Genomic DNA, 21,389 nt, shown 5'->3' on the forward strand with positions numbered 1-21,389 from the left:
CCTAAAGTAAGAAATGTGCGGGATGTTTAATGCTGAGGATTCTAGCAAATTCCTTTAGTGGGCATCAAACGTTTAATTCAATACTTATCCTCCAACCTTAAATATATTTTTCAGACATAAAAAAAGACCACATCAAGTGATCTTCTTTTTGTCCATTTTCATGTTTTATAATTTAAATTTAGAAGCCGCTTCTAACAAGTCGTCTGACAATGTATGTAAGTTACTTGATACATCTCGGATACCGCTAAGCGCTTCTAATGTTGAACTAATGGATTCGTTCATATCATTCACGTTTTCAACAACAGTAGTAGTTACAGCTGTTTGCTGTTCAGTGGCCGTTGCAACCTGAGAGTTTATGCCATTGATAGTGTTGATGTGTTCTGCAATTTTCTTAACCGAGTCACCGGTTTGTGCTGCATACTCTTCATTACGTTCTGCTTGAGCACTGGCACTTTCCATTGAATCAACCGATGCGCTTGCCGCTTCAGTCAGTGCATTTAATAACTCACGAATTTCAGTGGTTGATTTTGATGTTCTTGATGCCAATTCCCTAACTTCATCTGCAACAACTGCAAACCCTCGGCCTTGTTCACCAGCACGCGCGGCTTCAATAGCTGCATTTAACGCTAATAAATTGGTTTGTTCCGCGATCGAGGTGATTACATCTAATATTTTATTCACATTTTGAGTATCTTGAGCCAATTGATGAACAACCGCAGATGCCCCTTTAATTTCATTATTAAGCGCTTGAGAGACGGCCATTGACTGGCTCAATATTTCTAAACTTTGTTTAGCTTCTAAATCTGCATCGCTAGTTGCTTGAGAGGCTAAAGCTGCAGAATTTGATATCTCATTAACGCTATGATGCATTTCTTGCATTGATTGATTAACAAGTTCCGAATCTTCACTTTGTTTGTGCATTGCAGATTCAGCCGTTTCCATGCGTTGTATAAGACGAGTAGAGTTATCTAACAGCGGTTGTACAACCGACATTACATCACTGATAGCCCCGCGCAACACTTCCATAAACTTATTAAAGTTAATGGCTAACTGACCAATTTCATCTTCACTGTCGACGTTTAACCGAGATTTTAAATCGCCTTCACCTTCCGCTAATTCACTTAATGTTGCAGCAGCATCTGATGCGGCTTTACGAATATTGGTACCGATTATATAACCCAATAAGATGATTAATATGGTCAGAACAATCGAGATAATAATACTTTGGGTAATTGCATCTTCAGATCGTGCTTTAGCATCATCAGCCATTTTTGAGTATAAGTCGTCTGATTGTTTTTTGTATTCGTCTAAGGCTTTGTTGATATTTTCGTATAGGTCAGCTTTAACTTTGGATTTCTGCTGAATTACGGAGAAGTCTAATGACTCATTAATAAACCCTTTTACGATGTCTTTCGCAATTACGTTATAGCTTTGTAAGTCGGATTTAAATTTTTCTAATAAACGTGAATTAGATGGGTTATCTAATGATTCTATTTTTTCAATGTTTTCAATTAATAGGTTGTACTGTTCACCGGCGGAGGTAATTAAATCTTCATCCCCAAAAGTCACGGCTTGGGTATAACGTTCATCAATTCTATTGATGATAAATGAGTTAGCCGTAGAATATTGAGCAATAAGGTAGCGTTTGTCTTTTAGCTCATCAAGGCTCTTATTATTTTCACTGATAGCAAGTGCGTTTAAGATTAAGACCGTGATCAACGCAAGCATAGCAATGACGGTAATGACATTTACTTTTATAAATACACTTAAATTCTTTAAATTGGTCACACGATTACCTCAAAATTACAAAAAATACCTGTTGCGCAATACTAATATCGGCACAGATCAAAGATCCTTTATTCAAATCTTATGAAAATTGATTTGGGCAATAATTATAAGATTCAATAACTGCATCAAACATTTAAAACTTTAATAGCAACATGCAGTTAACTACAAATAATTAAAGCACATATTTTATAAATAGTGTGAGGAAACGTAATTAATTTAGATTAATTACGTTTCCAAATTGAGGGGGATTATGAACGGATGCCAATGCCTTTATTAATAAGATATAAAGCAAGGCTAAAGAAGATGACGGTGAAACCAAAAATCATGGCAACGGCAAAAGTTAAGTTAACGTCAGAAACACCTAAGAAACCGTAACGGAACGCATTAACCATATAAACGATTGGGTTTATTTTGGAGATGTCTTGCCAAATTTCAGGCAATAAAGTCAAGCTATAAAAAACACCACCAAGGTAAGTCAGAGGCGTTAAAATAAAGGTTGGGATAATTGAAATATCATCAAAACTATTAGCAAAAATAGCATTGATTAAGCCGGCTAATGAAAACACCATAGACGTCATTAATACGGTAAATATTAATATGGTGTAACTGTGTATTTGAATATCAACAAATAACATAGAGACACACGTCACAATAAGTCCAACCAATAAACCACGTAACATGCCGCCGCCAATATAACCCAAAACTATGATGTAATTAGGTACAGGGGCAACGAGCAACTCTTCTATGTTACGTTGAAACTTAGCGCTGTAAAAAGAGCTGGCCACGTTGGAATAAGAGTTGGTAATGACTGACATCATGATCAAACCCGGGACGATGAATGACATATAATCAAAGCCGCCCATTTCACCAATACGTGAACCGACAAGATTACCAAAAATGACAAAATATAATGTCATGGTGATCGCAGGAGGTACTAAGGTTTGCACCCAAATTCTAAGAAAACGTGTGCATTCTTTAGTAAGAATCGATTTTAATGCAACTGAATATGACAACATATTATTTAGCTTCCTTTGTTTGACCAGACTTGCCTTCTTCAACCATACGAACAAACAGTTCTTCTAGTCGATTGGCTTTATTACGCATACTTAATACTTGAATATTTTGTTCAGATAACTGAGCGAATACGTCGTTTAAACCTTGAGATTTTTGTACTTCTATTTCAATAGTATGGTCATCGATAACCTGATGACGATAATCGTTTAACACTGGCGGTTGTTCAAAAGGCTTGGTATCTAATACAAAGGTTTCAACATTCAGCGTTGCCAATAATGATTTCATATTGGTATTTTGGCCAATCTTACCTTGGTCAATAATCGCTATGTTACGGCACAACATTTCAGCTTCTTCAAGGTAATGAGTGGTCAAGATGATAGTAATGCCTTGCGCATTTAAGTCTTTTAAAAATTCCCACATGCCACGACGAATCTCAATATCAACACCCGCAGTTGGTTCATCTAAAATTAAGATTTTTGGTTCATGCATTAATGCTCTGGCAATCATTAAACGACGTTTCATGCCACCTGATAATTCACGACCACGGGCGTTTCTTTTTTCCCACAAGTCGGTTTGTTTTAAATACTTTTCGGCACGTGTTAACGCTTCAGCACGTTCTACACCATAATAGCCTGCTTGGTTGACTACCACTTGTAATACCGTTTCAAACATATTGAAGTTGAATTCTTGCGGGACTAAGCCAATTTGCGCTTTAGCGACTTCTAACTCGCTATCTATGTCATGACCAAACACTTTAACTGTGCCAGATGTTTTATTAACTAATGAACTTATGATACCGATTGTGGTCGATTTACCCGCACCATTTGGGCCTAACAAAGCAAAAAAGTCGCCCTGTTTAACATTTAGCGATATCCCTTTTAGTGCTTCAACCGTTCTGGATTTTGATTGGTATGTTTTAGTCAGGTCTGTAATTTCTAAAGCATTCATAGTTGGCTCTAACGTTTTCATAATAGCTTCTTAAGATTTTGTATAGCCCCAACGAGGCACTATTTGTTGATTAATTTTTAAATGATCCAATACCCGCGCGACCATAAACTGCACCAAGTCATCGATTGATGTTGGCTGGTGATAAAAGCCGGGAGCTGCTGGCATTATAGTGACGCCTAAGTTAGAAAGTTTTAACATGTTCTCCAAATGAATCGAGGAAAAAGGGGTTTCCCTAGGCACAATAATGAGTTGCCCACGTTCTTTGATCACAACGTCTGCCGCTCGCTCTAATAAATTATCAGATGCGCCCACCGCGATGGAAGATAAGGTTCCAGTCGAACAAGGGATTATCACCATTTGTTTTGGTGCTGCAGAACCTGAAGCAACAGGAGAAAAACCATTCATCTTTACCAAAAACGGTAATTTGATTGGGTTTAGCATTAAAAAACTCAGTGAAAAATTCAGTGGCTTTTTGAGGATGCCCCGGTACATCAATGTCGGCTTCGGTCTTAAATACAACACGTGCTGCAGCTGAAATAATGACAAAAACTTGAATATCACTACTTACTAATTGTTTAATTAATTCAACCGCATAGGGAGTGCCAGACGCACCAGTGATGCCAATCGTAATTTGGCCGGAATATTGGTTGTTACTGTCAATGACAGACATGACATTAGCCTTTAACTTAGAATGTTACGAGATATTGGTAAATTTGTTGTTGATAGCATTGGTTAATTTAACATGGATGCCACCAAACCCACCATTGCTCATTATAACTATATGGTCATTAGGGCACACAAAATCAACAACTTGGCTGACAATTAATTCGATATCATCACAAACCTTTAAATTTATATCAGAAGGTAACTGCCAAGATTGTTGTTGGTCTTGATAAACAAATGTTTTATCTGCCTGTTGCCAAGATTCCACCAAGGTATTTTTATGTACACCCATTTTCATGGTGTTGGAACGTGGCTCTAAAATAGCAATAATGCGGGCATCTCCAACCTTGTTACGTAAACCTTGTAAAGTCGTGGTTATGGCTGTTGGATGGTGAGCAAAATCGTCGTAAACATGGATGTCATGTTGAGCGTAAATTTGCTCCATACGACGCTTTGGCGTTTTAAATTGGTTTAATGCTTGAATAGCAACTTGAACATCAATACCAGCATGTCTTGCCGCTGCTATAGCCATCAGGCCATTATAAACATTATGTAAACCTGTCATGTCCCAATTAACAGTCCCTAAAGTTTGTTGGTTTAATATAACTTCAAATGCAGAGCCGTCTTGGTTACCGAGTTTGTTATCAAGTAAGTTCACTTGCCAATCACCTTGCTGACCAACACTTTGTGTCTTCGTCCAACAACCGAGTTCAAGTGTTTCAGTGATGTTCACATCGTCGGCGTTATTAAGTATCAAACCATTGTTAGGCACGGTTCTGATCATATGATGAAATTGTCGTTTGATTGCATCTAAATCATCAAAAATATCAGCATGATCAAATTCTAAATTGTTCAATACCAATGTATTTGGTAGGTAATGCACAAACTTAGAACGTTTATCAAAAAAGGCGGTGTCGTATTCATCAGCTTCTATAACAAAAAACGGATCTATTCCTGCGGTTGCCGACAAGTCTAAGTTACCCGGTACACCACCAATTAAATAACCTGGGTTAAAGCCTGCATCGGACAATATCCAAGTTAACATGCTGGTTGTTGTGGTTTTACCATGGGTACCTGCGACCGCTAGTACCCATCTATTTTGCAATAAATTGTTTTTCAGCCATTCAGGGCCTGAGGTGTAAGGGAGCTTGCGCGACAATACGTATTCAACTGCTTCATTTCCACGGGACATTGCATTCCCAATGATCACTATATCTGGCACGGGATTAAATTGCTCCGGACTCCAACCTTGGGTTAAGGTGATCCCTAACTTTTCTAGTTGAGTTGACATAGGTGGATATACGTTTTGATCTGAACCTGTCACTTTATGTCCAAGTTCTTTGGCAATGGCAGCAATGCCACCCATAAACGTACCGCAAATACCTAATATATGAATATGCATGAAAGTGAAAAATTCCTTTGATCTCATTCGTTGATTAATTGTGTCGCACAATTTAAAAAGATGATATTTAGTGATTGGAATAATAACGCAGGGCAAGCGAGACGCAAAGCGTCATCCCTGCCAAATTAACATTTAATTACTTGAATCAGATAATAATTAAATAGGTGAGCCCGGTGGCATTGCGGTCGGTGTTATTAGCGGTAACCATTGTCTATGCTCAAAATACCAAGCTAAATGATAGCTAAGTAAGTTATTGAAGCTGTTTTTTCTAGAGTATGAGGACAACCAAGTATTTAACTCATGTAAAGACTCAAAGATTTCTGCTTTCACTTCTATCGATGTCTGTTCGTTTAATAAGGTCTTCATTAACGATTCTATGGTTAAAGCCGCGACTCTTTTATGTAATAGGTGGTTAACGCCAGCGTCTGAATCTGCTTTGACGGTTGCGTTAATAATTTGAGTTAAATACAAAGGTAAAGACCAAGTAGGTGTCTCTGAATGCAATGCTACTTGTTGAGAAATTCGATTTAACCTAGCCGGATTTAACAACGCATTTAACGAATGTTGGGCGGAGGCAGACGCCAGTTCAATCGGGTCGAACACCAATCCAGTTTTACTTGGCGCACTTTCTCTGTTGCGATAAGAACCGTATGATTTTGGCGGAATAAGCTCAACAATATGTTTTGGAATAACCAGTTCCTGAGGGGTTAATGTGCGTAAAATAGCATTTAGTGCTTGTTGCTGCTGGTCAAAATTGACTGCTTTTGCACCTAGTTCATTATCCGATTTAACTTGATAACTATAATCAACACCTGCAATAACCTTTGCCGCAGCTGTGGTTTGAAAGCGATGAAATAAGTAGATAGGAATTAAGATCTCTTGCAAGTCAGATACATCTCTACCACTAGCTAAATTATCAAGTCCAAAGTTATTAAGTGCTAACTTACGTACGTCTAACATTCGTTCCAATTCAACGACTGGATTGTCACCGTTATCCCATAAGTGCCCCTCTGGGTTCGCACCACTTAATGGACGCGCGTCCGGATCAGACATATATAAGAAACCTTGTTGTTTGGTTCTGGCCACTAATGACGCGAGCTCTTGCTGTTCAGTGTTGTTATCTGGAAATTGGCTGTAACCATATTTAATTACATATTCATCCCACACACCTATTTTGTCGTCATAGGCATTAGATAAATCAATTTTACCGTCTTTAATTGTCACTAATGGGTGAGGGTAATCCATGACCGAAGCGCGGTTATTCACTGAAGCTGAGAAGTTATGAGCGATACCTAAAGTGTGGCCTACTTCATGAGCCGATAACTGGCGAATACGTGCCAACGCCATTTCTTTGATTGCACTGGTATCAGGATTATCCGAAGTAAACGGTGCCGTTAATCCTTGAGCAATCAAATAATCTTGGCGAACGCGCAATGAACCTAAGGTAACATGACCTTTAAGGATCTCACCGGTTCTTGGGTCAATAACCGACGAGCCATAACTCCAACCGCGAGTGGCTCTGTGTACCCACTGAATTGTGTTGTAACGCACATCCATAGGGTCAGCATCTTCAGGTAACATTTTCACTTGAAAGGCATTGATAAAACCAGCTTTCTCAAATGCGCTACTCCACCATTTTGCACCATCTAATAATGCTGAACGTACAGGCTCAGGCGCACCAGGGTCGAGATAATAAATAATAGGGGCTACCGCTTCACTTCTTTCTGCTGTTGGATTTTTTTGTGTAAACGATGGCGTGGAATATATTTAACAGCCATATCTTCATCTAGACTCACTGCGTAATCTTTGGTTTCTACACTCCAAAATCCTGAATAAGGGTGGAACGCTCTAGGTTGATAATTATCATCTGGAAGTTCAATCAGCGAGTGGTGTAAATGTACGGTAATATTATATGGATCAGGCGCAACACTTTTGACATGTTTACCTGGTGAACTGCCTTTAAAGCTGACGACGGACTCCAACTCTGTATTTTTTGGGAATGCTTTGCTGCGAGGCATGAATACAGCACTGCGTGAACTGTCTAACGAAAAGTTACCTTGTTTACCGGCCGCTAAACTACGACTAATACCGTGTATGTCACTTAATAGAAATGGCGTGTAATCAATTAGTACCGAATCGTCATCTTGGCTAACAATGGTAAAACCTTGAATTACCGACTCTGCAAAGGCTTCTTTAACACTTTGCCTTTCTGCCGCATTTTGGGATTTAGCTTGGTAATAGGTATTTAGTTGATTTAATAACACCTTATTGCCATAACGCTCAAATTGCACAATACGAGTATCGCCCAATTGGCCTCTATCAAGTCCAATGTCATTGGAACCTATCCCTTGGGGCATAGAGCTTTGGAATAAAAATGGCTGTGATATTTTATCTACGTCTAAGTAAACTTTATCCTTGTTTTCATCATAATAAAAAGTAAAGAATCCTTTTCCTTCTTTCATGCCTTTAGTAAAGCTAGTGATATCTTTTGCCATTAATTGGCCTGATACTAAAAGCAAAATGAATCCGAAAAACTTAATCGCAGTCGCCATCTTGGTACTCCATTTTTTGCAATGTGCGGTAAATTGTTAATTACCTTTAATCGTATTTTAAGTGTGCCTGATTAGCCGGTTTATGGGAATAGTGATTTATGGTTGTTCATACCGCAAAATTAGTATTTCATCAAAGTAAACAGTGACTAACTATAAACAATTTATTATGTAATTCACTATGAAAGTTTTCAGTTTGTTCAACTTATGCACATGCAAAAGCATCCTGAATACTGTAAAGTAAGCGCCTAAACATTATTTATAATTATTCTCCAATTAATAAAAAAAGGTGACGTTAAGTTATGCGTAGATTAGCTCCGGTATTACGTGAAGATGGTGTAGAACTCGATTTAATTTCGTTAATTCGTACAATTTTGGCTGCATGTAAAGATATTTCATTCCGGGTAGGCCAAGCTGATCTGGCGGGTGTTTTAGGCTCAACGTTAGATGAGAATATTCAAGGTGAGACCCAGAAAAAACTCGATGTATTATCCAATCAATTATTAAAAGACATGTTACTTGAGTCAGGTTTTGTCAGAGCAATCGCATCAGAAGAAGAAGACTTTATTGTAGAAGGTGTGCACGGAGGACGTTTCTTAGTTGCGTTTGATCCATTGGATGGCAGTTCAAATATAGACGTAAACAGTTTAACTGGCACTATCTTCTCTATCTTACCCGTGCCGGATGAAAAATTAGCCGGCGATGCCATCACCGAATCTGACTTTTTACAGCCGGGACGTAATCAAGTTGCGTCTGGGTATGTAATGTATGGCCCATCGACTATCTTGGCGTTAACCACCGGGAAAGGTGTGAAGTTTTATACACTAGATAAAACCCATGGATCGTTCTTGTTAACACAAGAACGCATTGAAGTACCTGAAGAAACGCAAGAGTTTGCGATTAACGCCTCTAATCAGCACAAGTGGCAAATCCCAATGCAACGTTATATTCGCGATATTTTGGATGGCAAAGGCGGGATTAGAGGTAAAAACTTTAATATGCGCTGGGTGGCTTGCATGGTAGGTGATGTATACAGAATTTTATGTCGAGGTGGTTTATTTACTTATCCAGCTCACACCGACGACTTAAGCAAACCAAATAAACTAAGATTGTTATATGAAGCGAATCCTATGGGTTTATTGATTGAACAAGCTGGTGGCTTAGTATCGACCGGTGAACAAAATATCTTAGATATTCAACCAACAGAATTGCATCAACGAGTCCCTGTTATTTTAGGCTCTAAACAAGAAGTTAAAATTTGCCTAGACTACCATAATCAATAAGGTGTTTTAGGTCGTAAATAAAGCGCTCATATAGGTTGTCTATTTGAGCGTTTTTTTATGTTTTAAGCTAAATTGAATAACAAGGATAAACCGTTTGAGTTTGTCTGGTCGGATGTGTTAATTTGGTGGCATAAATAAAAGAGCGATATTAAACAGGGTACCCGCGAATGAGCCAAAACTACGTTTTAAAATTATATAACAAATTAACCAAGTTACCTTTGGGTAATAAAATGTTTTCAATGTTTGCCGCTCGTAAAGCTCCTTACTTTAAAACGGTGTCTCCGGTTATTAGTAAATTAGTACCAGGTGAATGTCATTGTTTGATTAAGAAGAAACGTGCAGTCGAAAATCACATTGGAACTGTACATGTAATCGCTATTTGTAATGGTTTAGAAATGGCGATGGGTTTTATGGCCGAAGCATCAATTCCGAAACACTTACGTTGGATCCCAAAGGGCATGCAAGTTGATTACACTGCTAAGGCTGATTCTAACATTCGTTGTGTTGCGGTATTACCAGACAATCATTGGCAAGAAGGGGACGTGTTCGTTGAGATAAATGCCTATGACGATAATGATGTTGTGGTCGTTAAAGGCCATATCAAACTTTGGGTTTCAGCTAAAAAAGCTAAATAAATCAAATCGATAGTGTTAGAGATTAACGGGTAAACAAGGTTTACCCGTTTTTTATTGGTGGCTAGAAAATGAATATGGACTAATCCACAAGATTTAATCAATACAAGATCTAATCAATACAAGATCTCATCAATACATGGTTAATCAGCGAAGATCACCGTTTTATTGCCTTGTACCATCACTCGGTGCTCAAGATGGTATCTTAACCCTCTGGCAAGTGCCGACTTCTCACATTCTTTACCTTTTCGCACCATGTCTTGCACGGAATCACTGTGGCTAATTCGCGAGATCTCTTGCTCAATAATAGGCCCTGCATCTAAGTCTGCTGTGACGTAGTGGCAGGTAGCGCCAATTAGTTTTACGCCGCGCTCATAGGCTTGATGGTAGGGTTTTGCACCAACAAATGAAGGTAAAAAACTATGGTGTATATTGATCACTTGGTGTTTGAATTTTTGACATAGAGCGTCAGGGAATATCTGCATAAAACGCGCTAACACTATGGTGTCGGTGTTATATTGTTCTATTACTTGTTCAAGTTGTGTAAAAGCCGCAGATTTATCGGTTTTAAAATCAATATGATGAAACGGTAATTGATACCAGTTTGCAAATTTTTCCATTTCTTTATGATTGGCAATTACCGCTACAATTTCACAATCCAACTCTTGTTCGTGCCAACGGTGCAAAATGTCAGTTAAACAGTGAGACTCTTTACTGGCTAATAACACCACTTTGTTTTTTATTTTTTTAGGGGTGATTGCCCACTTCATTTGGAAGTGCTCTGCGATAAAAGTAAATTCTTTATTTAGATCTTCAAAGCTGATCACTTCTGGATCAAATAACATTTCGTGGCGCATAAAAAACCACTGGGTTTCGCTGTCGGTGTGATGATTGGCATCTAAGATAGAAACATTATTTTTTGCTAAAAATTGGCTCACTGCAGCAACAAGACCAACGCGGTCTGGGCAGGAAATAGTCAGGGTTAATTTATTGTCGAGATTCATGTTGTGCCAAATGGATATAATTCTAGGGTGTTAACTTAATGATTAAAACAGAAAAAATAAAGCCGATATTGGCATAAGTTAAACTTTGTTTGTAATTAAATTACACAATAGCGGAATTGATTAGGTTATTACTTCCATTCAAGGCTCGAATTTTGATAAAAATTGTTTATAATTCGCGCCATTAGTTTATTGGCACTAGTTTCTGGTGCAACGTTTAATTTTAAGGGTGTGAAATGCCAAATTATGTAGTGGGTCATAAGATCCCAGATTCAGATTCAATTTGCTCAGCAATTGCCTTGTCTTATTTAAAAACAACTTTAGGTGAGCCGACTGTTCCTGCTCGTTTGGGGGAGTTATCGCCAGAGACATTATTTATCTTAGATAAGTTTGGTTTTGAGCAGCCAGAATTAAAAACCAGCTATGCTGGCGAAAACCTTTATATTGTTGACCATTCAGATCGCGTTCAAGGGCCGGATGACATTGATGATGCAACTATTTTGGGCATTATTGACCATCATAAACTTGGCGATATTACGACATCTACTCCGTTAGAAATTTGGGTGCGTCCGGTTGGTTGTACAAATACCATCATCAAAATGATGTATGACTTTCATGATGTTGAAATTCCAAAAGACATCGCTGGTGCCATGATGTGTGCCATCTTAAGTGACACGGTACTTTATAAGTCACCAACGTGTACTACGGCTGATATCAAGTGTGTTGAAGCATTAGCTGAAATCGCTGGTATTTCTGACCCATTAGAGTTGGGTATGGACATGTTTAAAGTTAAATCGGCCGTTGAAGGCACGCCAGCTCGTGACTTAGTACTACGTGACTTTAAAGACTTTAATATGAACGGTAACTTAGTTGGTATTGGTCAGCTTGAAGTTATCGACCTAGCTATTTTTGACGAAATGAAAGCGGATTTAGAAGCGGATATTATTAAGTTGAAACAAGAAGGCAACCGTCACAGTGTTATCTTATTGTTAACGGACATAATGAAAGAAGGTTCTGAGTTTTTAGTTGTTAGTGATGACGCTTCTATCATTGAGAAAGCATATGACGTTAAGCTAGCTGACAATAAAGTTTGGGTAGACGGTGTATTAAGTCGCAAAAAACAAGTTGTTCCACCACTACAAGATGCGTTTGCATAAACCTTAAACAATACATCTTTTGTGGACTAAGCCGCCTAGCTCTATGTAATAGCTAAGCGGCTTTTTTGTTGGTGATTATCTCAGTGTTTTCGCCAAATGTGTGCCACACTGCGTTGTTACTGTTTGCCAAGCTGTAAATTACTTAGAAGACTCAATTTCACCATGAATAAAATTCAGCAAGTGTTAAAAAACACAACCCAACCTCAACTGTTTTTATTAGTAATGGCGTTTATTATGCCGTTTGTCTTTCAGGTTTGGATGACTTTACTCAATAACTTTGTGGTAGAAAAAGCGGCCTTTACCGGTGCTGAAATTGGCATGTTGCAGTCCATTCGTGAGATCCCTGGCTTTTTGGCCTTTACCGCTATTTACATATTAATTGTGATCAAAGAGCAAAAGTTTGCGATTTTATCACTTGGCTTATTAAGCATAGGCGTTGCGCTTACGGGGTATTTCCCCTCGGTATACGGCTTATTTATTACGACGTTCATTATGTCTGTGGGTTTCCATTATTACGAAACTATTCAACAGAGCTTGACGTTACAATGGCTAGATAAAAAACAAACCGCGCATTTTATGGGGAAACAACTGGCAGTGAAATCCTTTGCCTCAATATTAGCGTTTGCGGGTATTTGGGTATTAATGGAGCAGTTTACCGTAAGTTATCAAACTACGTATTTAATTGCCGGCGTATTAGGTTTTATCGTGGTGTTATGGATGGCGTGGCACTTTCCACATTTTGAACAACCTCATGTGCAACATAAAAAATTCTTGTTAAGAAAACGTTATTGGCTGTACTACTTATTAACCTTTTTGAGCGGAGCACGTAGACAAATATTTGTGGTGTTTGCCGGATTTATGATGGTGGAGCAGTTTGGTTATAGTGTAGGCGAAATTAGCATCTTGTTTGGTGTTAACTACATTTTTAATCTGTTTTTTGCTGCCCAAATAGGCAAGTGGGTTGGAAAAATTGGGGAGCGTAAAGCGTTAACCTTCGAATACGTAGGTTTGATATTTGTTTTTACCGGTTATGCGTTTGTTGAAAATGCGGAAATAGCCGCTGGGTTATACATTATTGACCATATGTTTTTTGCTTTAGCCATTGCGATTAAAACCTATTTTCAAAAGATTGCCGATCATAAAGACATCGCCGCGACGGCATCAGTGAGTTTTACTATTAACCACATTGCTGCGGTTATTATTCCAGTATTGTTAGGTTTTGTTTGGTTGTATTCACATACCTTAGTCTTCTTTGTGGGCACTGGTTTTGCGGTATTAAGTTTGATTGGCAGTCGGTTAATTCCTGATAATCCGAGTCAGGAGGAGTATATTCGGGGGAGGGGGTGAGTTTTGGTCTCTTTTTCCTAAAAGGCTGGTAGCCTTTTAAGGGGTAATTTGTTTTGTGCTATTACCGTGACATTGTATTTAGCTGAACTCTAAGGTTTCGCCCCTCGGCGAGTGACCTTTTTGCAACAGCCCAAAAGGCAGGGGCTTAACTCTCTAACTAGGAGTCTTAACTTTGTCATCGTATTTAGCTGAACTCTAAGGTTTCACCTTGACGGCGACCATACCTTTTTTCAACAGCCAAAAAAGGTAGGCGAAAAAGGCCGCTCCTAACCAATATTCATATCTTCAATACAATTCAGTTTTATCTTCAAAAACGGGATGTATATTCGTCCCTGAAAACCATCCCTTATTCGACGTCCTGTCTCATATTTTGGAAAACTGATTATATCTCAGGAATATTTAGATGGAGACTTAAAAGCAAAAGCAGCTTTATATGTTAGTTTCCCCCATAGTCAGGAAAACGACCCAATGGGTCGTTTTTGCCTTAATGAAATTAGCACTTAATTAATAAAGTCTATAGATAGTAATGACTTAAACTATGTGTTAAAAATATTAAAAGAATAAATACAACTCAATAGTCGGTAGAAAAACGACCCGTTGGGTCGATATTAAGTTGTTAGCTGTACGTGTTAAGGTTTGAGTAAAATGGATATAAATATAAAAAGTGCTATCGATAAATTGGCAATGACATTAGGTGCAATCATTTCAATTCATTGCTTTGAACTTAACATCATAATCACAATAATTATTTCTATCAGCGTTGTATTACTCGTTTCTAAAGTTTATGGTCAACCCGTAAGAGATGGTATAGACCAAGGTGTTATTACAAAAGATGAACTTACTAAAATGCTATTTAAATCACCTTATCCTTGGATCGGGGGATTTTAGTAATGGCAAGTGCTATCTACCAAGGTATGTACAGCTAACAAGTCAATAAATTAAGATTCACCAAGGCTGTCATGCCATTTGCTGAGCAAATCGCCCGCCAGCACATGGTTCACTTATTATTGAGGCGTTAGGTGTATCTTGAGTTTGGTGAAAAATTTCATAGATAGGATGTTCAATCTGACTAAGTTTATTTCTTACGGTCTACTTATCCTTATCGTTGTTGTTTCAATTATATTGATAACCGAACCTTCAATGGCGTGTAGCACCAATTATGATTATCAGAAGTCTAGAGTAGTTGAGCATATTGAAAGTAAAGGTTGGTCTACAGAGCATTTAAGTCCAATAGAAAACCCTAAAGGTGAATGTGAAGCTATGTTCCTGTTTAAAAATGATCAAGAACATATTCAATATACGGTTGCAGGTGGCTACAAAGTAACGTGGTGGGATTTTAACGAACGTGGTGAATAATACACCTAACAAGCGCCTAAACTCCGACAATGTTAAGTTGTCATGGTTTTGGCAAACAACGCAAAAAGCCATGCCAACACATTGCGTGTTAGGCGGGCGTTAGGCTACTTTGGTACTCATGCGTAGATTTGTTAAGATCAAAAATAAAGAGCGACAGAAAGCTTTAGCCACTCAGTTTAAGGATTTAAACCGTTGGGATGAAGATGAACAGTTTGAGTCGTATAAAGAAATATCATTAACTGTTTTTGATCATTGGTTATCTGAGGAAGAGGCTAATATTCAAATTTCTCCAGATATTCCAAAAAAAGAGCGCCAAAGGAGAGATAACGCTTTTTTATGTTTTAGGGAGTTGTTATTTAAAAATACTGAGGTAGTAACTTACAGAATTAAAGGTAGAGGCAAACGATCTCATTTATCATTTAAAGCTTTTACTTCTTTGGAGTCAGGGCTTGCTTATTCAACTCCAACTATTATGCGTGCAGGTTTTTATTGGGCCGGAGGTAGGGTTAAGTTTTTTCAACTTGTTCTTCCTCAACTTGATGCAATCTACCTAGAAAGTTGGGATGATAGGAATATTCTTTTGTATAAAAATAACTCGACTTTAGAGCTTGTTAAACAGTTAGCAAAAGAAAGTAGTTTGTTTTGTCTATAGCCGTAGCATAACAAGTCAATAAAGTCGGACGCGTCAAGCTTGGCACGCGTTCGTTCCTCACGGATTTTAACCAAGCTTAACTCTGCCTCTTATTGAGGCGTTATACGTTTAATCAGGTTTCGAGAAATATTGCATGCTACTACTTTCTATTTTACTAATGATTGTTTCATTTTTCTTATACATGACAGTTGTTATCGATATGTTTAAGAAAAAAACATGGTTAGGTTTTCTTGGGTTATTTTTATTTCCATTTACTTTTTATCATGCATTTAAAAATTACAGTGGTAACCGAAAAAGAATTAGTTGGCTCCTTGTAATTACATGTGTATTTCCTTTTTCTTATATTCAATACGAGTTAAGTGTTGGAGATAAAGAGTTGTCTCCATTCTTTGCTAAAGCTCAAGAAATCAATTCAATGAGTTGTGTCAAAGGTTCAACTGTCTCTACAAATGCAGGAAGAACTTTCTATCAAGTTTGGTGCAATCCTGAAAACCTTAATGATGTAAATTATACAAACGAAAGTGAGTTGGTTTCTGGTTATAAGGATGCATTTGTAATACCTATGCTTACCTCATACAAAGAGACCTTTGGTCTTATTGAAGATAAAGGTATTGTATTGGGTATTGCTTCACCATCTGAGCTGTATGCTTGCTATAAAATTGAAAACCCAGGAAAAATAGTGAAGTCATGGAGTTCTTTCGAGGCCTGTGGTTAAAAACGTATAACAAGCGCCTTAACTCCGACAATGTTAAGTTGTCATGGTTTTGGCAAACAACGCAAAAAGCCACGCCAACACATTGCGTGTTAGGCGGGCGTTATACACCTATTGTGAATCCCAATATTTAGGAATATGAATGGAAGTACTGGAGTCCTTAAAAAAAGGGTTAGAAGCAGGAGTGAGTGATAATGAATTGGCGAGGAAGTTCTTCTTATCATATCAAACTCTTGTTTTCAAAGACCGACAAGATATTGAATACAATATTAAAGACGCAATTAAGAAGCAACTTAATGTCCCATTTGTAAGCGTACAAGTGACTGGCTCGTCAAAAACCGGGGTTAGTTTTTTCAAAAAAACAAAATTCACTGAAGGACAATCTGATCTAGATGTGTCGATTATTAGTTTAGATTTATATAATCGTTTTTTAGAAGAAGTGCACAGGATCACTAACGGTTTTACAGACCTTTCTGTTTTTCCTGATTTTCATGGTAAACCTACAGATAAACAATTTATTAATAACTTAAAGAAAGGCTTTATCAACCCTTTCTTTATGCCAGACTGTGAAGAAAAATCTAAATGGTTAGACTTTTTTCGCGAGTTATCAAATGATTATTTTCGCTTGTTTAAAGATATAAATGGAGCTATTTATTCATCTGAATATTTTTTCGAGTGTAAGCAAGCTGAGTGTATTGAAGAATTTAAAGGGAATATGAAAGCATATGATTCGTTACCAAGTAAGATCTAAAGAACTAATTGATTTAGTAAATGAAATCAAATCAAGAAGACTAATAATGTCACCATATTTCCAACGTAACTTGGTTTGGCGTGATGTTCATAAAATAGACTTCATAAAAACTATATTAATGGGGTTACCATTTCCGCAAATATTTATTGCGAAAGGAACAATTGATTTAGAATCGATGACTACTACATCTTGTATTGTCGATGGTCAGCAGCGCATGTCTTCGATTGTTGAGTTCACACAGGATAAATTTAAAGTGGATTCCAAATTTTTTAGTGAGCTATCTCCTGAGATCAGAGAAGAAGTTTTAAAATATCAAATACCAATTATCGATCTAGACCTTAAAAATGATGATCCAGAAGTAAAAGAAATATTTCAACGTTTGAATAGAACTTTCTATTCCTTAAATGCGATAGAGAAACTTTCATCAGAGTATGCATCTTCTGAATTTATGCTGCTAGCCAAGCATTTCACAGGAGAAATCGCATTCGAACATAATGATGATGAAGATTCTTTTTTATTAATAGACCCTAGTATTCCTCAAGAGTTTATTGATTGGGCAAAAGCAAATGAAGTGAATGCATTTAAAAAGTTGATCGTTGAAGGTAATGTATTCACCCCTTATGAAATTAGCCGTCAAATTCATTTAATGTTCACCCTAAACCTTCTCGCAACTCAGATAGGCGGTATTTATACTCGTAATGAATTAGCCACCAGGTTTTTAGATGAACATAAAGAAAGTTTTGACTTTAAGAATGAATTATTAGCTCGCTTTGAAACTGCTTCCAGATTTATTTTAAGTCTAAATTTACCAGGTAACTCCTATTGGTATAACAAAGCAAATATGTTCAGCTTATTTGCCTATTTCGTAAAACTTGATGATTTAAACGTTCTTGGTGATATTACAGAAGTGAAACAGAAGCTCGAAGCCTTTGAAGCTGATATACCTGCTGAATATAAAATATCTGCGAAGGAAGGAGTTAACAATAAAAAAGAAAGGTTAATAAGAACTCAGCACATAGAAAAATTACTCGGCGGTGTATAACAAGTTGCTTAAACGGAAAAATAACAGTTGGCCATCGCTTCGCGATTATAGCCAACCGTTATTTTCCGCTTAGCAAAGCGTTAAATAAAAAACGACCTAACAATTAGGTCGTTTTTTGTATGGCTAAAGCTTATGCAATCTAGCTTATATAAACAGGATTATTTAGCTTGGCGAAATTGGAACAAAATAGGCAGTAACAGTTGTTGTCTAATTTGTTGGTCGCCTGTGCACCAGTTGTTGTTTATTTGCTGCCAACGTTCTTGCTCAAATGGAATGTTGAGCGCGGTGAAGTAATCCGCTGTGGCTAATATAAATTGGCTTTTATAAGGCAAGATAATAGCGCCACTGTCACTTTGAACTTGTTTGGCTTCTTGATAGTTTCTGCACCAAGTATTTAGCAAGGCTCCACATTTTCTTGTGTGCCAAAGACTGCCAAATTGAAGCTGTGTATTAACTTGTATTTCGTATTGTGTTTCTAGGTCGTAATCACAACTTAAAATGGATTTAGCATGCGCCCAATCAGTAAAACCTAACTGTCGTGCTAGGTATAATTGAGTATGTTTTAATTGATGTGGCGTATTTGCTGGTAAAGGAATTATCTTGGCTAAATCTATATTTTTAAGTAGTTTTTTTGCTTGAACTTTAAGTTCGTCAATTGGAGTAATCATGTCACTCATCCCAAATTTATTATCTGTTTCCCGCATCACAAATATTTAGAATGAAAGTGTAATTTGCTTTATTAAAGCGATATAAACACTAGGGTGAGTTCCTCTTTAGCGGGCAGGCGTCCCTAACACCTGCGGGGATTATGCAATAGGATAGGGGATATTTCAAATGGTTGTTTAAAGTTACAACTACCGTGTTTGGGGATGGAATTAACTTAAATGACTCAAGCAGCTAAATAACAGTTGGTTTTTGCTCCGTCGTCGCCTATTTTAACTAACTATTACTAGAGTGTTCATTGGCAATAGTGTCTAAATTGTTATTAATTTAAAGGGAAGATTAGCTTGGATATTGGTATTACGTTTTATGGTCAACTGGTTTTCTATTCTATGTTTATCGTTGGAGGATTAAGTTATTACTTAGGTAAACGAAAAACCAACGATCCCAAGGTGATTGCACTAGTGGGCGTTTTATTATGTATTACGCCGCCATTAAATTTAGTTTATTTGTTTGTTCTCACATTAAAAAATGATGAAGTTCCAGATAATAATATTGAATAGAAAGTCTGAATTGCATTTAACATATCAATAACTATGACGCGTAATATTGGCCAGGAGGCTAGTTTGAAGGTTTTATACACAAATAGAAGAAATCTATTTCTCGTTTTGATTGTTATATTGGTTTTATCTTTGGTTTATTTTGCTGAGTCTAATCGACAACTTGAAATTTCATGTGAAGACGTTACTTGGAGTGATGTGGTGCTCTTAGTGCAGCCCCATATTGATGAGATGCTTCACACTAACTTGGTGATGCAAGGGCAAAGTTCGGAGTATCACCCATCTGAGGCCGCACGACAGGTTATGAATCAATCACTACCAGAAGATGTGCAGCGCACGTTAAGAGCAATCATTAAAGCCGGTTGTTAGTAGTGAGAGTGTGTGAAATTTAACTTCCAGCTTACTGCTTCTAGCTTACGGCTTACTGCTTATAGCTTACAACTCTAACAGATGTTTATTCAGTTCCACTTTTTCTTCATCCGTTATGGCAGCAGACTTATTAGTCACATAATCAAATTTCACCATAATGCATTCACCAAAGGCGACACACTGATCTGCTTGGAATACTTGTTGGAAAACGCTAAATGAAGAATTCCCGACTTTTTTTATGCTAGTTCGTATTTCTACTTGTGCTTGATATTGAATTTGAGCGCTATAGTTAACTTCTATTTTGGCTATGATTAAATTCCAACTGTTCAAATCTAAGCTGGCATTAAAGATACGGAAAACAGGGTCTCTAGCCGATTCAAACCAAACTGGGATCACAGTATTGTTTATATGACCAAGGGCGTCAGTTTCTGAAAATCTAGGTTGTTGCTTCATAGTAAACATATAATCTGCCTAATAGAGAGTTGAGAGTAAACGAATAAGAGGGTGAGGACTTAATGAAATACAAATTAGTTGTGGTGCACCTGAATAAAGGCACACCATGCTTACAGCTTACAGCTTACAGCTTACAGCTTACAGCTTACAGCTTACAGCTTACAGCTTACAGCTTACAGCTTACAGCTTACAGCTTACAGCTTACAGCTTACAGCTTCTAAGCTTGCTTAATTTCAAAACTATGAGTAATGGTCGCCGCTTTTTCTAACATTTTAGCAACTGAACAGTATTTGTCGGCAGAGAGGTTTACTGCACGCTCAACGTGTTTCTCAGCGACATCAGTACCAGTAACAACAAAGTGTAAGTGAATGGTTGTAAATACTTTAGGAACGGTTTCAGCACGTTCTGCACTTAACTCTACATCTACGTTTTGAATATTTTGGCGGGCTTTTTCTAGGATAGAAACGACGTCTATGGCACTACATGTCCCTGCAGACATTAATACCATTTCCATTGGGGATGGTGCGCCACCTTCTCTGTCGCCATCCATTACTATTTTGTGGCCAGTTTCTGAATGACCAACAAAGGCCATACCGTCAATCCAAGATACTTTTGCTTTCATTTTTTTCTACTTCTAAAAGATTAATCTAGTAATTCAACAATGGCTGAATCAAATACATTTTTTATTAAACCAGCAAATTCATGGATAAATTCCGCTTGTTCTTCTGTGGCGTGGTTTGTCCAATATTCAGCTAAAACTTGTTGGATATCATAAACGATACCGTCAACTTCACGCACTATGATAGCTCTGTGATTAGGCTCTAATGCTTCTTGTTGAGTACACAAGGTGATGATTTGTTCGGAAAGTTCTTCTTCAATCAAGGTTTCAACCGTCGGCATGTCCGTAACGGGAGCCGTTGTATTAAGAAAAATTGATTTGCTGGTGGTTAAATAATCTATTAATTGATCATATGCTGGTTTGTCTGTGACCATTGTAATACCTATAGGTTAAGTTGGTTCAGCGGAAAAGAAAGAGATTGCTGAACCAAG

General features: G+C 37.6%; 21 protein-coding genes and 2 pseudogenes. 12 read left to right on the plus strand and 11 right to left on the minus strand.

Annotation, left to right across the window (positions count from 1 at the left end; translation table 11 throughout):
* Positions 1 to 165 precede the first annotated feature (165 nt).
* The 6 genes and pseudogenes from RT723_RS14160 to RT723_RS18190 all read right to left on the minus strand — a co-directional run bounded on the left by RT723_RS14160 (position 166) and on the right by RT723_RS18190 (position 8,367).
* The gene (locus RT723_RS14160; protein WP_315947718.1) at positions 166 to 1,788 is read right to left on the minus strand and encodes a methyl-accepting chemotaxis protein; all 1,623 of its coding nucleotides are present in this window, start codon (positions 1,786 to 1,788) and stop codon (positions 166 to 168) included.
* 248 nt (positions 1,789 to 2,036) lie between these two features.
* Entirely contained in the window at positions 2,037 to 2,804 is a 768-nt protein-coding gene (locus RT723_RS14165) for an ABC transporter permease (RefSeq protein ID WP_216053390.1), read from the minus strand.
* Position 2,805: 1 nt separating this feature from the next.
* Entirely contained in the window at positions 2,806 to 3,750 is a 945-nt protein-coding gene (locus RT723_RS14170) for an ABC transporter ATP-binding protein (protein WP_315948537.1), read from the minus strand.
* A 30-nt stretch (positions 3,751 to 3,780) separates the two neighbouring features.
* A pseudogene (locus RT723_RS14175) lies at positions 3,781 to 4,420 on the minus strand (flavin prenyltransferase UbiX).
* 24 nt (positions 4,421 to 4,444) lie between these two features.
* Positions 4,445 to 5,815: a UDP-N-acetylmuramate:L-alanyl-gamma-D-glutamyl-meso-diaminopimelate ligase gene (gene mpl / locus RT723_RS14180; protein WP_315947720.1), complete on the minus strand. Its 1,371-nt coding sequence runs from the start codon at positions 5,813 to 5,815 to the stop codon at positions 4,445 to 4,447.
* Positions 5,816 to 5,971: 156 nt separating this feature from the next.
* Positions 5,972 to 8,367, minus strand: a pseudogene (locus RT723_RS18190) (zinc-dependent metalloprotease).
* A gap of 299 nt (positions 8,368 to 8,666) precedes the next feature.
* Here RT723_RS18190 and RT723_RS14195 point away from each other — a divergent pair.
* A complete protein-coding gene (locus RT723_RS14195; RefSeq protein ID WP_315947725.1) occupies positions 8,667 to 9,647 on the plus strand; it encodes a class 1 fructose-bisphosphatase in 981 nt (326 codons plus the stop codon).
* Between the two features lie 167 nt (positions 9,648 to 9,814).
* On the plus strand, positions 9,815 to 10,282 hold the full coding sequence (locus RT723_RS14200) for a hotdog fold domain-containing protein (RefSeq protein WP_216053385.1): 468 nt from the start codon (positions 9,815 to 9,817) through the stop codon (positions 10,280 to 10,282).
* Positions 10,283 to 10,422: 140 nt separating this feature from the next.
* On the opposite strand, the gene purU is transcribed toward RT723_RS14200, so the two are convergent.
* Positions 10,423 to 11,283, minus strand: coding sequence for a formyltetrahydrofolate deformylase (purU, locus tag RT723_RS14205; RefSeq protein WP_315947727.1), 861 nt, complete (start codon positions 11,281 to 11,283; stop codon positions 10,423 to 10,425).
* A 233-nt stretch (positions 11,284 to 11,516) separates the two neighbouring features.
* On the opposite strand from purU, the gene RT723_RS14210 reads away from it, so the two are divergent.
* The 8 genes from RT723_RS14210 (at position 11,517) to RT723_RS14245 (ending at position 18,297) form a co-directional block, all read left to right on the plus strand.
* Complete coding sequence (locus tag RT723_RS14210) at positions 11,517 to 12,437, plus strand: manganese-dependent inorganic pyrophosphatase (RefSeq protein WP_216053383.1); 921 nt, start codon at positions 11,517 to 11,519, stop codon at positions 12,435 to 12,437.
* 162 nt (positions 12,438 to 12,599) lie between these two features.
* Entirely contained in the window at positions 12,600 to 13,784 is a 1,185-nt protein-coding gene (locus RT723_RS14215; protein WP_315947730.1) for an MFS transporter, read from the plus strand.
* Between the two features lie 645 nt (positions 13,785 to 14,429).
* Entirely contained in the window at positions 14,430 to 14,672 is a 243-nt protein-coding gene (locus RT723_RS14220; protein ID WP_315947731.1) for a hypothetical protein, read from the plus strand.
* Between the two features lie 138 nt (positions 14,673 to 14,810).
* Positions 14,811 to 15,140 carry a hypothetical protein gene (locus RT723_RS14225; RefSeq protein ID WP_315947732.1) on the plus strand — a complete coding sequence of 110 codons (330 nt, stop codon included), beginning with the start codon at positions 14,811 to 14,813 and terminating at the stop codon, positions 15,138 to 15,140.
* 118 nt (positions 15,141 to 15,258) lie between these two features.
* Positions 15,259 to 15,792 carry a hypothetical protein gene (locus RT723_RS14230; protein WP_315947734.1) on the plus strand — a complete coding sequence of 178 codons (534 nt, stop codon included), beginning with the start codon at positions 15,259 to 15,261 and terminating at the stop codon, positions 15,790 to 15,792.
* A gap of 133 nt (positions 15,793 to 15,925) precedes the next feature.
* Positions 15,926 to 16,507 carry a hypothetical protein gene (locus tag RT723_RS14235; RefSeq protein WP_315947735.1) on the plus strand — a complete coding sequence of 194 codons (582 nt, stop codon included), beginning with the start codon at positions 15,926 to 15,928 and terminating at the stop codon, positions 16,505 to 16,507.
* Between the two features lie 139 nt (positions 16,508 to 16,646).
* Entirely contained in the window at positions 16,647 to 17,255 is a 609-nt protein-coding gene (locus tag RT723_RS14240; protein ID WP_315947736.1) for a hypothetical protein, read from the plus strand.
* A complete protein-coding gene (locus tag RT723_RS14245) occupies positions 17,230 to 18,297 on the plus strand; it encodes a GmrSD restriction endonuclease domain-containing protein (RefSeq protein ID WP_315947738.1) in 1,068 nt (355 codons plus the stop codon). Before RT723_RS14240 ends, RT723_RS14245 begins: the two co-directional genes overlap by 26 nt.
* Positions 18,298 to 18,455: 158 nt before the next feature.
* Here RT723_RS14245 and RT723_RS14250 read toward each other — a convergent pair whose 3' ends face one another.
* Positions 18,456 to 18,965: a hypothetical protein gene (locus RT723_RS14250; RefSeq protein ID WP_315947740.1), complete on the minus strand. Its 510-nt coding sequence runs from the start codon at positions 18,963 to 18,965 to the stop codon at positions 18,456 to 18,458.
* A gap of 339 nt (positions 18,966 to 19,304) precedes the next feature.
* Here RT723_RS14250 and RT723_RS14255 point away from each other — a divergent pair, with 339 nt between their 5' ends.
* Together RT723_RS14255 and RT723_RS14260 are read left to right on the plus strand one after the other, a co-directional pair.
* Positions 19,305 to 19,520, plus strand: coding sequence for a hypothetical protein (locus tag RT723_RS14255; RefSeq protein ID WP_315947741.1), 216 nt, complete (start codon positions 19,305 to 19,307; stop codon positions 19,518 to 19,520).
* Positions 19,521 to 19,583: 63 nt separating this feature from the next.
* Positions 19,584 to 19,886 carry a hypothetical protein gene (locus RT723_RS14260; RefSeq protein WP_315947743.1) on the plus strand — a complete coding sequence of 101 codons (303 nt, stop codon included), beginning with the start codon at positions 19,584 to 19,586 and terminating at the stop codon, positions 19,884 to 19,886.
* A gap of 66 nt (positions 19,887 to 19,952) precedes the next feature.
* On the opposite strand, the gene RT723_RS14265 is transcribed toward RT723_RS14260, so the two are convergent.
* From RT723_RS14265 to RT723_RS14275, 3 genes are all read right to left on the minus strand, one after another.
* Complete coding sequence (locus RT723_RS14265; RefSeq protein WP_315947744.1) at positions 19,953 to 20,348, minus strand: acyl-CoA thioesterase; 396 nt, start codon at positions 20,346 to 20,348, stop codon at positions 19,953 to 19,955.
* Between the two features lie 208 nt (positions 20,349 to 20,556).
* Positions 20,557 to 20,961: an OsmC family protein gene (locus tag RT723_RS14270; protein ID WP_216054585.1), complete on the minus strand. Its 405-nt coding sequence runs from the start codon at positions 20,959 to 20,961 to the stop codon at positions 20,557 to 20,559.
* 20 nt (positions 20,962 to 20,981) lie between these two features.
* Positions 20,982 to 21,332: a DUF3802 family protein gene (locus RT723_RS14275; protein WP_315947746.1), complete on the minus strand. Its 351-nt coding sequence runs from the start codon at positions 21,330 to 21,332 to the stop codon at positions 20,982 to 20,984.
* Positions 21,333 to 21,389: the final 57 nt, after the last annotated feature.

The sequence above is a fragment of the Psychrosphaera aquimarina genome (assembly GCF_032461525.1).
Lineage (GTDB): Bacteria > Pseudomonadota > Gammaproteobacteria > Enterobacterales > Alteromonadaceae > Psychrosphaera > Psychrosphaera aquimarina.